This is a genomic window from Acinetobacter sp. CY81 (genome assembly GCF_059515925.1).
On sequence record NZ_JCAKNC010000001.1, the window covers coordinates 183,750 to 196,326 of the forward strand.

Below are 12,577 nucleotides of genomic sequence, written 5' to 3' on the forward strand. Positions count from 1 at the left end.
TTTTAAGTTCTTGATAATTAAAATAAAGGTAAATAGTTAATAGTTAATAAATCTTAATAAGGAATATTTTAGATCTAATTTGTATTCATTATAAAGAACAAGTGGTAGAGAATCCCGACCATTGTAGTGCTATTTCTTTAAATGGTTTCAGTTGAGAATAATTCAGTAGATCGCAAGAGTATCAAGCGATTCCTAAACTATTGATGGAGATTACTCATGGCGGAGTCACATAACAGTAAAACTAAAAAAGTATTAACGATATTTCTGTGCTTTTGGGTCGCATTTTTTGAAGGTTATGATCTTCAGGCGCCCGGAATTGCTGCAACAGGAATTGCTACGAGTTTTGGCTTAGATCAAGTTCAAATGGGCTATGTATTTAGTCTGGCTGTTTTTGGAATGTTGTTTGGTGCATTTTTTGGTGGTCGTACTGCAGACTATTTAGGGCAAAAGAAAATCCTTATGCTATCTGTTGGTATTTTTGGTGTATTCATGTCATTGACAGCAGTTGTAACAACACTTGAAATGTTGTACGTGGCACGCTTTCTGACGGGTCTTGGTCTAGGTGCTGCAATGCCGACAATGATTTCTGTTGTAGGTGATGAAGCAAATGAAGAGAATCGCGGTAAGCTTAACAGCTTGATGTATTGTGGTTTACCAGTAGGTGCGATCTTTGTAGCAGGTTTGGCTATTGTGCTTCCTGAAGTTAAATGGCAAACCCTCTTCTTAATCGGCGGCTTAACACCTTTAGCGCTTATTCCGTTGATGGCATTTATTTTTAAAGATAAACCGAAAGTGGTTGCTGTTGATTGTGTTCAGGCAACAACTGAAGCTGTACCGGGTATGGTTGAGGTATTGTTTAAGAAGAAACAATATAAAAATACACTGCCACTTTGGTCTGCTTTCTTCTTTACGCTGATGATCAACTACATTTTGATTAGTTGGTTGCCTAACTTGTTAATGCAGCAAGGTTTACTAAAACAACAAGCATTTTTGGTGATGTTGGTGTTCCAAGTAGGTGCGGTTATTGGAACTTTGGGTCTGGGTTATTTGCTTGATCGTTTGAAGTTGTGGCAAATGGCGACTATCATCTATGCGGGTTTATTTGTTGCATTGCTCATGTTATTTACAACCACTTGGATTCCGTTGTTAATTTTAGCAGGTGTGATGGGCGGTATATTCTCGACTGGTGGTCAATCAATTCTTTATGGTATTTCACCGATATTTTATTCGGGTGCTGGTAAGGTAACAGGCGTTGGTAGCGCAATCTCTCTAGGTCGCTTAGGGGCAATGACGGGGCCACTATTAACAGGAAAAATTTTGGCATTAGGTTTAGGAACAATAGGTATTTTGATGGCAAGTTTACCTGGAGTCATCGTTTCAGCAATTGCACTTACAGCATTGTCAAAATATAAAAACAAAATATGAGAAATTGAATAAGGACATGAGCATTCAGCTTATAACCATCTCGTTGAGTAAGCAGAAAGGATGACTTTTTAAAAAAAAGCATAACTTAAGCTCTAATGTTCCTAATGAAAGATTTAGATTTAAGTTGCAAAAAAGGGTATTTTACAAAATTGTTGATGGGTATTAAATTAAATCTACACCAACAATGAGAGGTAAGTATCATGACTAAAAAAGCGATTCGCTATAATGGCTATGAACTTGCATGCTGTATGATGCAATGCTAAGTATTCATTTATCCGCTAAGCAAGAAATCAATCATCTACAGCAGATGTCGGGGTTAAACACTGTTGTAGATCCAATCCATATAAATAGATTTTAAATTGATAAAATAATACTGAAATTTTAGATAGAGCCAGATTCGGCTCTTTTTTATTTATGTGTTTTACGAGAGATAGAGTTTAAAGCGAGATCTTAAGACTCAATTTCATGAACCGCATTAAACACATTCAGTGGTTCAATACGAATAATTTTCTTACCAAAGCTTCTTAGCCACCACACCAATTGCGATGTGAAGGGAACACTTGCACTGACCTTATACAAATCATCTGAAATTTGAGTAATGGTTTGTTCTTTACTCAGTTGGCTCTCAGAAAAATACAATGCATCGGCTTCATTCATAATCAGTTCAAGTTCAACATGCTCAGTTGGCTTATCAAAATCAACACGGAAGCCTAAAGCACCTGAGTCAATATAAGCATCAATATCAAAATTCACAGGGTGAAGAGCGCGTGTATCGAGCACAGAAGCAGATTTGAAGCGATGTAATGCAAAGGTTTGAACTTCAGTTTTGTCATGACGGGTACAAATTAAATAAATAATCGAACCTTTTTGGACTAGAGCCAGTGGATTAAGAATATAACTTCGATCTTCACCCAGTGGACCACGAGCGCGGTAGACACATTCAATTTGCTTATCTTGTAGTAAACCTTCATAAATGGCTTGTTGTGCATACCTTTCAACAACGGGAGGAATCAGCGGTTGATTGGCAGGTACGATACGCACGCGGTTAATCCACTGACGCACATTGTTTTGAGTTGAAAGACTACGACGAGCCAAATCAAACCAAGGATTCATTTCCTCAATTAAGCTAGGTGGTAGTAAATGTTTTAAATGTTCTTCAACCATCATAAAAGTGACGGCTTGAGAGCTGGTCATATGGGGTAAGCTTTGGATAGGTGCATCTGAGCGCCAACGCCAGCCTTGGGGTACAGTTTTATTGCTTTCAATGGGGAAGCGTTGAGAAATTTGATTTAAGTCCCGCTGAATGGTACGTAAGCTAATTTCAATCCCTTCGCGTTCAAGGGTTTCTTGGAGTTCACGTGTTCCCATCCACTTTCCAGTGGAAAGTCGAGAGAGTATTTGCCATTGTCGATACAGGCTATTTGAGGTTTCTTTTTCTTGTGATGACATAATCTAATATTAACAATGACTTTTGAATTTACTCAGACACAATAAGAAAACTACGTCAGATTATCAAGCATCAATTTTCTATATTTAGAAACAACTTAAATCAATAAACACATTGAATTGACCTTGTAGATGAGTAATTAATAGAGATAAGCCAATGTTTTGTTGATTTGGCACTCAATTTGCTTAAGAGAGATAACAATTTAGAATAATGATGAGGTCTGTATGCTTAAAGAAGATAAAGATACAACTTCGAGTGGTTTTACAACAAATACGCAAGTTGCTTTTGAAAAATCAGTAAAAATCGAAGTGGAACATAACAGTACAGCTTATTTATTTGACCATTTAAAATCAGAATTTTTTAATGAAATGTTGGATGATGCAAGTATTTCAGGTGAATCATCAAAAAAAATAGAATCATGGTTGTGTGAACGAAGCCTTGAAGAGCTAAAAGCACTTAATTTAAAAGCCAAAGAACATTTTCTATATCAAGGTATTACATTCACAGTTTATGGTGATCAAGAAGGGACAGATCGAATTATTCCTTTTGATTTAATACCGCGTGTGATTGCTAAACAACAGTGGTCAAAAATAGAGCAGGGTTGTGCACAAAGGGTGCAGGCTTTAAACCATTTTTTACATGATATCTATCATAATCAAGATATTTTGAAGGATGACATCATTCCTGAGCTACCAGTGCTCACTCATGAGGCATATCAACCTTTAATGTGTAATCACACTTTAAAAGGTAAAATTTATAGTCAAATCAGTGGTATAGATATTGTACGTGATAAACAAGGCGATTTTTTTGTCCTTGAGGATAATCTGAGAACGCCATCTGGTGTGTCTTACATGCTTGAAAGCCGTAAGATCAGTGAAAAAATGATGCCTGAACTTTGTCAAAAAAGTAATTTAATGGGCATTGAGCAGTATCCGCAGTTACTCAAAGAAATTTTGATTGAAAATGCCTATGTCGATAATCCTTTTATCGTGGTTCTTACGCCGGGGCGCTATAACAGTGCATTTTATGAACATTGCTTCTTAGCAAGAGAAATGGATGTACCTTTGGTAACAGGAAGTGACCTTTTTGTAGAAAACTGCAAGGTTTATGTCAAAACGGTTTGGGGTAAGCAACAAGTCGATGTAATTTATAGACGCTTAGATGATGTTTATCTTGATCCTTTGTTCTTTATGCCAACCAGCACCTTAGGTGTACCTGGTTTAATGTCTGCTTATCTACACCATAATGTCGTCATTGCAAATGCACCAGGTACTGGGGTTGCTGATGATAAATCGATCTACCCTTATGTAGATCAAATGATTAATTATTACTTAGGTGAGCAAGCAATTTTAAAAAATGTTCCAACTTATCAATGCCGTGATCATGATGCTTTGGATTATGTTATTCAAAATTTGGATCAACTGGTGGTTAAAGAGGCACAGGGATCTGGTGGATATGGCATGTTGATTGGACCTCAGGCAACTTCGCAAGAGATTGATGCATTTCGAATTAAATTATTGGCCAATCCGCACCATTATATTGCTCAGCCTACTTTAGCGCTTTCTGTTGCACCGACCATGACCGATTTTGGCATTGCGGAAAGACATATCGACCTACGACCATTTGTTTTAAGTTCGCCGTATAGAACTGAAATTGTACCGGGTGGTTTAACACGTGTAGCGATGCAAGAAGGGTCGTTAGTTGTTAACTCTTCACAAGGTGGTGGTGTTAAAGATACATGGGTCATCGACACACTTCATTCCTAATGAAATCAGGAGAATGACATGATTATTCTAAATAGTAATGCACAAAATATTTATTGGGTTGGCCGTTATTTGGCGCGTATTCAAAACTTATGTGGTCAATTTCCATTTCAAACAGATGAACAAGCTTTGGCTTATGCACATGCATTTTGTCTGCCGGCATTTAATGCAAGCTCCTTGAATGAACTGGTGATGAGCCCAGAACAACCGGCTTCATTTTATCAGCAGTTTCAATTAGTTATTCATAATATTCAAGATCTTCGTGGTGTACTTTCAATTGATGCATATTGTGAATTAAAGCAAATGATTGATACTGCAAAACTTAATGCAGGACTGATTTGTACAGTGGTTGATGAATGTAGTGATGTGCTTGAGGCTGAAAATGAAGATATTTTTCTCTTTTTCAGTATGGGGCAATTATTTGAGAACTTAGACAGGCAGTTGCGTTTAAATCAAGATATTCATGTCACGATTCAATCGTTGAGTGGAGTGATTGAAATGTTAAAAGCAAAAGGTTGGGATAGTCTTGATGAAGCTTGGCAACATTTATTGGAACACCGTAACGCGCATAGCTTTTATCAGTTAAATGATCAGGTACAGTGCCTATTTGAGGTGGATGCATGAAATTGATGATCAATCATCAAACACATTATGTTTATACCGAGCAAGCTAAAAACAGTATTCAATACATTAAAATGACACCACAAAATAATGCACATCAGCAGGTTTTATCTTGGGGGATTAGTGTACCGGGCTTGGTGCAGCAACAATTAGATGCATTTCAAAATATTTGGCTGACCAGTTCACAACGCTTTAGTTATCACAGTATGACGATCATGGCTCAGGGAACGATAGATATTCAGCAAGACTCTGCTAAAGCGATAGATATTGATTTAAGACCCAGTATTTTTTTGCAAATTACGCCAAGTACGATTTGCGATGATCAGATGATTCATTTTGCTCGAAATTATGTGCCCTTTGTCAGTCATCAAAACCTTGTTCGATTATCAGAGGCACTATTACAGCATATGCCTTATATCAGTTATAGCACTCAGGTGACGACCACCGCGACAGAGGCATTTCATCATCAGCAAGGCGTGTGTCAAGATCATAGCCATGTCTTTATTGGGATGTGCCGAGCATTGGGCATACCTGCCCGCTATGCATCAGGCTATTTATATGTTCCTGAGTCAATTCATCTTGCCAGTCATGCGTGGGCAGAGGCATTTATAGAGGGTGAATGGCATACTTTTGACGTCAGTAATCAAAAATATACGCCGAGTTCACATATTTATATTGCAATTGGTCGTGATTATTGGGATGTTGCACCTATAAGAGGGGTACGAGAAAAGGGTGGTATCGAAAGCATGAGTACAATCGTGCAGGTATTACCTTGTTAGAAAAATAAGGGAAAAATAATGACTTACTGTTGTGCGATGCGTTTAAAAGATGGCTTGGTGTTTATTAGTGATACAAGAACCAATGCTGGGGTTGATCATATCTCTGTATTTCGAAAGTTATATACTTTTGGCATACCGGGAGAGCGATTTATTACCATTCAAACCTCTGGAAATCTTGCAACGACTCAAGCAGTCATTGGGCATTTAAAGAATCAATTGGATCTTAAACAAGAACCAAATTTGTATAGTGTAAATACCATGTTTGAACTGGCTGAATTGGTCGGTCATACAGTGCGACGTGTTATCGCTGAAGTCACTGCGGATCAGCAAGAGCAAAGTAATTATTATTGTAGTTTGTTGGTCGGCGGGCAAATTTCAGGTGAAGAAATTCAGCTTTACAATATTTATCCGCAAGGTAACTTTATTAGTGCCACCAGTGATACGCCATTTTTTCAAATCGGTGAGAGTAAATATGGCAAACCTATTTTAGATCGTGCACTTTCTTACGTTACTGGGTTGGCTGATGGGTTGCGCTGTGGATTAATTTCATTTGCTTCGACGTTGAGATCAAACGTTTCGGTAGGTATGCCTTTAGATGCCGTGATTTATCAAAAAGATTCTCTCATTATGCCAGCTGGAAAGCGGATTTATGAAGAAGATGCTTATTTCACACATATCAGCAAGCAATGGTCAGAAACTTTAAAGCAAGGTTTGCAAGAGCTTCCTGTACCGACTGAAGATTATTTTGATTAATGCGAATCACCATTTAAATTTTTAATATTTCACACATTTATTGAAGTAGCATGATAATCTCAAGTTCTAATGATAATAATTGAGATCATCATGCATCAGTTTTGCTATGCAAGTGAAAGTACATCAGAAAAACAACACTTGCTTGAAGACTTGACCGCGATATTAAGTGAAGCGCGAAATTTTAATTATAAGCACCAAATTTCGGGTGTTTTGTATTTTGCACAGGGTTATTTTTTTCAATATCTGGAAGGTGATTTATCGACGCTCAATATACTTTTGGAAAAACTTCATTCAGATTCAAGACATCACAATATTAAAATTTTTGAAATTAAAGCTTTAGAGCAACCTCAATTTCCTGACTGGTCTATGAAATATATTTCAAGAAATCATCAAATTAATCAATTTTGTCAGTCATTGGGGTTTGAAAGTTTTAAACCGCATGATTTTGAGCAACACCATGTCGATGATTTGGTTCGTTCACTGGTGAATATTGAATCTGTTGAATTGGTCTAAAATTGAAAAATCCAAGCATTGGCTTGGATTTTTTTATTTGACTTAAATTTTCTTTCTTTGTGGTCTTTGGCTTAAGCGACAGAGTAGTTCATAACCAATCGTTCCATTTGCTTCAGCTACATCATCTACTAGGCGGTTTGTTCCCCAAAGTTCAACTTCTGTACCAATTTCAGCTTTAAGGTCAGTCACGTCAATGGCAATCATATCCATGGCCACACGACCAATCACACGCGTGATTTGACCATGAATAGCGACATAGTTTTGTTTTGGAAATGCGCGCGGATAACCATCCCCATATCCAATAGAAACAATCGCAAGTTGCATTGGTTGATCTGCAACAAAGTTTGATCCATAACCAACAGCTTCACCCGCTTGGATTTGATTTAATGCAATCACTTCAGCAGTAAAAGTCATCACTGGTTTTAAATCAAGGTCATGAATATTACGATCTGCAAAAGGCGTTGCACCATAAAGCATGATACCTGGGCGCACAAAATCAAAGTGCAGTTCAGGATATTTATAAATGGCAGCAGAGTTGCAGCAAGATGCCAATATCGGAGCGCAATCGTTTTTAATGTATAAAAATTGACGAATTTGTTCATCGTTTAATGGGTGATCGGCATCAGCATTGGCAAAATGCATCGCCAATACGCATGTGAAACCTTCTGCTTTAAGTTGATGGATGACATTTTTAATTGCATCGATTTTAAAACCTAAGCGATTCATACCGCTGTTGAGTTTTACCCAAACTTTAAGTTCTTTTTGAATATATTGATCTTTGTGAAGAATTAACCATTCCACTTGTTGTGTATGGTGGACAACACATTCGATATTCTTGTCGATTACGGTGGGCATTTCATCTGCTGAAAAAACACCTTCGATCAATGTAATGGGTTGTTTATAACCCAGCTCTCGAATTTCTAATGCTTCTTCTAAGCATGCGACACCAAAGGCATCTGTTTCACTTAAGGCTGCTAAGCAGTCTTTAACTCCATGTCCGTAAGCATTGGCTTTCACCATGCTGACGATTTTAGCGGTAGGGGCAAGTTGTTTGACACGGTTTAAATTGTATTGAAGTGCTTGACTGTCAATACAAACTGTTGCTTGGCGCACCTGAGTTACTCCTTCAGGGTTTTTGGAAAAGTGTGATGAGGAGTAATATTACTCTTCATCATCATATTGAGCGTAGTATTCTGGAGATAGATTACTAAATTTAGTGTATTGACCTTCAAAGGCTAAACGTACTGTACCAATTGGGCCGTTACGCTGTTTACCAATAATAATTTCGGCAGTGCCTGCTTCTTTTGATTCTTTGTTATATACCTCATCACGGTAAATAAACATAATCAAATCGGCATCCTGCTCGATTGCTCCTGATTCACGTAGATCTGACATCACAGGGCGTTTGTTTGGACGGTTCTCGAGTGAACGGTTCAACTGAGACAATGCAATCACAGGGCACTGCATTTCTTTTGCTAGTGCTTTCAAACTTCGTGAAATTTCACCAATTTCACCTACACGGTTGTCACCCATGCCAGGTACTTTCATCAACTGGAGATAATCGACCATGATACAACCGAGTTTACCACCATGTTGTTTGGCAATACGTCGAGCACGTGCGCGCATTTCCGTAGGCGGAAGTGCAGAAGAGTCATCAATATATAGATGCTTTTCTTGAAGTTGAAGAATTGTACCGGTAACTTTTGACCATTCATCACCATCCATTTTGCCTGAACGTAAATGACCTTGGTGAACGCGACCCCAAGATGAAATCATACGCATGGCAATCGAATCTGCAGGCATCTCCATTGAGAATACAAGCGCTGGAAGATTTGAGTTAAACAACACGCTTTCAACCAAGTTCATCGCCAGTGTTGTTTTACCCATTGAAGGACGCGCCGCAACAATGATCATGTCACCCGCTTGCATACCTGAAGTTTTATTGTCTAGCTCCACAAAGCCCGTACTTAAACCTGTAATGCTACCTTCCATTTGGGAAAGTTCATCCAGTTTAGTAATTAAGTCAGCAGTGACACTACTAATCGTCTTAGGCCCTTGGGCTTTTGCATTATTATTGTGTTGTTCAGCAATGGAGAAAATATTGGTTTCAGCCATATCTAAGATTTCACTCACTTCACGACCTTTAGTGTCGTAAGCATTCTGTAAAATCTCATTACCGACTTTAATCATATTTCGTAGCGTAGCAAACTCACGAATTTTAGTGGCATAAGTTTCTAAATTATAGAAACTGGCAGGGGAGTCAGCCATGAGCTGCATCAAGTATTCTTCACCACCGATGGCATCAAGCAAATTCTGTTTGATGAGCCAGTCATTGACCAAAACTGCATCATAAGGTGAGCTTTCTTGCGCGAGTTTTTCAATTGCGCGATAAATATATTTGTGGCGAGTCGCATAGAAATCATTTTCAGTCAGAACATCACTGACTTGTTCAAATGATTCAGCGACAGTCATGAGCGCAGCCAATACAGCTTGCTCAATAGATAAATTATGTGGAGGCGTACGAAATTCTTTTAATGGGCTTGATTCATTTTTTTTTGAATCATCATTAAATTTCTTTGAATTTGCTGTGGCGGTCGCCTGAGACATATAAACCCTTGATTTTTAATATAACGATAAAACGAACTTGAATATGACTTATCTTAATGCAAAAGTCTTAATCTACATAACTGAATTATCAATAATGTAATGTGCTTGGATCAGAAAAATTAAATTTTAAATTGAAACTCAAATTTTAGAGATAAAAAAAGAGCATGCAAACGCATGCTCTTTTTTTTGCAAGAAATTACTCAGATACGATAGTAACGAGAACTTCAGCAACAACATCATGGTGCAATTGGATTGCGATGTTGAATTCGCCAGTGTGACGAAGTGCACCGTTCGGTAAACGAACTTCTGCACGGTCAACTTCAAGACCAGCGTTTGTTAACGCGTCAGCGATATCACGAGTACCGATTGAACCGAATAGTTTACCTTCATCACCAGCTTTCGCAGTGATAACGATGTTAACTTCGTCCAATTGATCAGCACGTGCTTGAGCAGCAGCTAAAACATCAGCTTCAGCTTTCTCAAGTTCTGCACGACGAGCTTCAAAAGCAGCAGTATTAGATTCTGTAGCTGCAACTGCCATACCTTGAGGGATAAGGAAGTTACGACCATAGCCAGCTTTTACTGAAACTTTATCGCCTAGTTTACCTAGGTTTTTAATGCGTTGTAATAAGATAATATCCACAGCTCAACCTCACTTATGATTGTCAGTGTAAGGAATCAAAGACAAGTAGCGAGCTTGTTTAATAGCAAGCGCTAATTGACGTTGGTAACGAGCTTTAGTACCTGTAATACGGCTAGGAACAATCTTGCCGTTTTCAGTGATGTACTGTTTTAAAGTATCGATATCTTTGTAGTCGATGTAAGCAACTTTCTCAGCTGTAAAGCGGCAGAACTTGCGACGACGGTAAAAACGTGCCATTGAATGTTCTCCTTATGCTTCAGCAGAGTCTTGAGCTTGTTGTGCTTCTTCACGTTGAGCTTTACGCGCACGTTTTTCTTCAGCACTCTTAGCCAATAAAGACTCTTCAGTGATTGCGTTTTCACGACGAATAATAACGTTACGAAGAATAGCATCGTTGTAACGGAATAATTCTTCCAATTCATTAAGCGTAGTTTGGTTACATTCAACGTTCATTAAAATGTAATGCGCTTTGTGAATTTTGTTAATTGGGTAAGCCAATTGGCGACGGCCCCAATCTTCAAGACGGTGAATTTGACCTTCAGCATCTTTGATGTGAGAAATGTAGCGTTCTACCATTCCCACAACTTGATCGCTTTGGTCTGGGTGTACCAGAATTACGATTTCGTAGTGACGCATTGTCAGCTCCTTACGGTTTTATGCAGCCCCTAACTTAAATTGTTAGAAGCAAGGAGTCACAATTTAAACAGTCTAATAAATAAAGAATTATTCATCAGACAATAAAAATTGCGTCGCAAAAAATTGCGAAGCTGTATTCTAGGCACTTTGGCTTTGAATTACAAGGATGGCACGAAGATTATCAATAAAAAGTTTAGCTGGATTATCTTTAAACTGAATTGAAAGTTACTTACTTTTAGTAGGTAGCTTTATTTATGTAAATTCAAGATAAAGCATGTCTGATTTTTATATTGCTGGGATTATGAGTAGGTGTTGTAGTGGTGCGTAGATTTAATGAGCAGGGAATTGATGATGGTTCAATAAAGATGAATCTAAAATGGATATGCTTAATTTAAAGTGAATGGACTCATTTGAATTATAAGTTAGAGACTTTGTTCTTTATAACGTGAAACTTGGTCTTAAACAGCATGCTTTTTTTGATTAAAAAAAGATAGAGTAAAACTCTATCTTTTTAAAAAAATACAATCTCTGTCATAGGTGCTGTAGAGGTAAAGCTAAAGCAGATGCTAATTACGGTGATCAATATGACTGAAAATAAGAAAGTTTTTTTAGCCCAAAGCTGATCATCTTCGGCTTTGAAACCAATAATACTCAGATAAAGCCAGTAAAAGCTTAAAACATTCAATACAACAAGATAGATCCAATTCGTATAACCAAATACGAATAAACCGTTCATGACAACGATAAACAATATGACATAGATCAGTGATTCTATTTTCGTACGCTGAATAGAGCGTGCGACAGGTAGAATCGGGATGCCTGCATTTTTGTAGTCATCGAAACGATAAATTGCAATGGCCCATGAATGGGGCATTTGCCACAGTGCATATCCTAGGAATATCAGCAAAGCGCCTATATCGAATTGATTCGCTACAGCGGTATAGCCAATCACTGGTGGTGCTGCACCAGAAATACTACCTACAACCGTTTGGTGAATCGTTGTTCGTTTTGTCCATAAGCTGTAAAAACCAACATATACGACAAAACCAATAACGGCAAATAAGAACGCGTACGCATTTACCCAAAACCACAATATGCCAAAACCAAGAACGCCAAGTACTATTGCAAAAACAAAAGCGACAGGAACAGAAATTGATTTTTTAACCAATGCACGATTTTGAGTGCGTTGCATATTTTGGTCGATGTCTTGGTCAATAATATTATTAACCACACATCCGGATGCAACAACGAGTGTTGTACCAAGAAGGGTAAGAAGCAGGAGAAGGAAATCTACAGAACCTTGGGTAGCTACAAAGTAGCCACCCAAAGTGGTAACGAAGTTACCAAAGAGAATTCCTGGCTTAGTCAGGAATAAATACTTTTTAAACAT

The 12,577-nt window shown here is 38.0% G+C and carries 13 protein-coding genes; 6 read left to right on the forward strand and 7 right to left on the reverse strand.

What is annotated here, in order from left to right; all coding sequences use genetic code 11:
• Positions 1-216: 216 nt before the first annotated feature.
• Complete coding sequence (gene mhpT, locus AC5YDM_RS00895) at positions 217-1,425, forward strand: 3-(3-hydroxy-phenyl)propionate transporter MhpT (RefSeq protein WP_496150241.1); 1,209 nt, start codon at positions 217-219, stop codon at positions 1,423-1,425.
• A 450-nt stretch (positions 1,426-1,875) separates the two neighbouring features.
• Here mhpT and AC5YDM_RS00900 read toward each other — a convergent pair whose 3' ends face one another.
• The gene (locus tag AC5YDM_RS00900) at positions 1,876-2,874 is read right to left on the reverse strand and encodes a helix-turn-helix transcriptional regulator (RefSeq protein ID WP_496150242.1); all 999 of its coding nucleotides are present in this window, start codon (positions 2,872-2,874) and stop codon (positions 1,876-1,878) included.
• 222 nt (positions 2,875-3,096) lie between these two features.
• Between AC5YDM_RS00900 and AC5YDM_RS00905 the strand changes: the two genes are divergently transcribed.
• The 5 genes from AC5YDM_RS00905 to AC5YDM_RS00925 all read left to right on the forward strand — a co-directional run bounded on the left by AC5YDM_RS00905 (position 3,097) and on the right by AC5YDM_RS00925 (position 7,301).
• A complete protein-coding gene (locus AC5YDM_RS00905; RefSeq protein WP_496150243.1) occupies positions 3,097-4,638 on the forward strand; it encodes a circularly permuted type 2 ATP-grasp protein in 1,542 nt (513 codons plus the stop codon).
• A gap of 18 nt (positions 4,639-4,656) precedes the next feature.
• On the forward strand, positions 4,657-5,259 hold the full coding sequence (locus tag AC5YDM_RS00910) for an alpha-E domain-containing protein (RefSeq protein ID WP_496150244.1): 603 nt from the start codon (positions 4,657-4,659) through the stop codon (positions 5,257-5,259).
• Positions 5,256-6,035, forward strand: a complete 780-nt coding sequence (locus AC5YDM_RS00915) for a transglutaminase family protein (protein ID WP_496150245.1) — start codon at positions 5,256-5,258, stop codon at positions 6,033-6,035. Before AC5YDM_RS00910 ends, AC5YDM_RS00915 begins: the two co-directional genes overlap by 4 nt.
• An 18-nt stretch (positions 6,036-6,053) precedes the next feature.
• A complete protein-coding gene (locus AC5YDM_RS00920) occupies positions 6,054-6,788 on the forward strand; it encodes a proteasome-type protease (RefSeq protein ID WP_496150246.1) in 735 nt (244 codons plus the stop codon).
• 90 nt (positions 6,789-6,878) lie between these two features.
• Positions 6,879-7,301 (forward strand): BLUF domain-containing protein, encoded by a 423-nt coding sequence (locus AC5YDM_RS00925; protein WP_496150247.1) that lies wholly within the window; start codon positions 6,879-6,881, stop codon positions 7,299-7,301.
• 42 nt (positions 7,302-7,343) lie between these two features.
• On the opposite strand, the gene alr is transcribed toward AC5YDM_RS00925, so the two are convergent.
• The 6 genes from alr to cyoE all read right to left on the reverse strand — a co-directional run bounded on the left by alr (position 7,344) and on the right by cyoE (position 12,577).
• A complete protein-coding gene (gene alr, locus AC5YDM_RS00930) occupies positions 7,344-8,414 on the reverse strand; it encodes an alanine racemase (protein WP_496150248.1) in 1,071 nt (356 codons plus the stop codon).
• 48 nt (positions 8,415-8,462) lie between these two features.
• On the reverse strand, positions 8,463-9,908 hold the full coding sequence (dnaB, locus tag AC5YDM_RS00935) for a replicative DNA helicase (protein WP_496150249.1): 1,446 nt from the start codon (positions 9,906-9,908) through the stop codon (positions 8,463-8,465).
• Positions 9,909-10,104: 196 nt separating this feature from the next.
• Positions 10,105-10,551, reverse strand: coding sequence for a 50S ribosomal protein L9 (gene rplI, locus AC5YDM_RS00940; RefSeq protein ID WP_496126773.1), 447 nt, complete (start codon positions 10,549-10,551; stop codon positions 10,105-10,107).
• 9 nt (positions 10,552-10,560) lie between these two features.
• Positions 10,561-10,788, reverse strand: coding sequence for a 30S ribosomal protein S18 (gene rpsR, locus AC5YDM_RS00945; protein WP_004648825.1), 228 nt, complete (start codon positions 10,786-10,788; stop codon positions 10,561-10,563).
• A 12-nt stretch (positions 10,789-10,800) separates the two neighbouring features.
• Positions 10,801-11,187 (reverse strand): 30S ribosomal protein S6, encoded by a 387-nt coding sequence (gene rpsF / locus AC5YDM_RS00950; RefSeq protein WP_035267614.1) that lies wholly within the window; start codon positions 11,185-11,187, stop codon positions 10,801-10,803.
• Between the two features lie 511 nt (positions 11,188-11,698).
• Complete coding sequence (gene cyoE / locus AC5YDM_RS00955) at positions 11,699-12,577, reverse strand: heme o synthase (protein ID WP_496150250.1); 879 nt, start codon at positions 12,575-12,577, stop codon at positions 11,699-11,701.

What these genes read in the sequence shown, in the direction of transcription:
- mhpT (WP_496150241.1), top strand. Translation starts at nt 217, where the DNA reads ATGGCGGAGTCACATAACAGTAAAACTAAAAAAGTATTAACGATATTT.
- AC5YDM_RS00900 (WP_496150242.1), bottom strand. Translation starts at nt 2,874, where the DNA reads ATGTCATCACAAGAAAAAGAAACCTCAAATAGCCTGTATCGACAATGG.
- AC5YDM_RS00905 (WP_496150243.1), top strand. Translation starts at nt 3,097, where the DNA reads ATGCTTAAAGAAGATAAAGATACAACTTCGAGTGGTTTTACAACAAAT.
- AC5YDM_RS00910 (WP_496150244.1), top strand. Translation starts at nt 4,657, where the DNA reads ATGATTATTCTAAATAGTAATGCACAAAATATTTATTGGGTTGGCCGT.
- AC5YDM_RS00915 (WP_496150245.1), top strand. Translation starts at nt 5,256, where the DNA reads ATGAAATTGATGATCAATCATCAAACACATTATGTTTATACCGAGCAA.
- AC5YDM_RS00920 (WP_496150246.1), top strand. Translation starts at nt 6,054, where the DNA reads ATGACTTACTGTTGTGCGATGCGTTTAAAAGATGGCTTGGTGTTTATT.
- AC5YDM_RS00925 (WP_496150247.1), top strand. Translation starts at nt 6,879, where the DNA reads ATGCATCAGTTTTGCTATGCAAGTGAAAGTACATCAGAAAAACAACAC.
- dnaB (WP_496150249.1), bottom strand. Translation starts at nt 9,908, where the DNA reads ATGTCTCAGGCGACCGCCACAGCAAATTCAAAGAAATTTAATGATGAT.
- rpsR (WP_004648825.1), bottom strand. Translation starts at nt 10,788, where the DNA reads ATGGCACGTTTTTACCGTCGTCGCAAGTTCTGCCGCTTTACAGCTGAG.
- rpsF (WP_035267614.1), bottom strand. Translation starts at nt 11,187, where the DNA reads ATGCGTCACTACGAAATCGTAATTCTGGTACACCCAGACCAAAGCGAT.
- cyoE (WP_496150250.1), bottom strand. Translation starts at nt 12,577, where the DNA reads ATGTTTAAAAAGTATTTATTCCTGACTAAGCCAGGAATTCTCTTTGGT.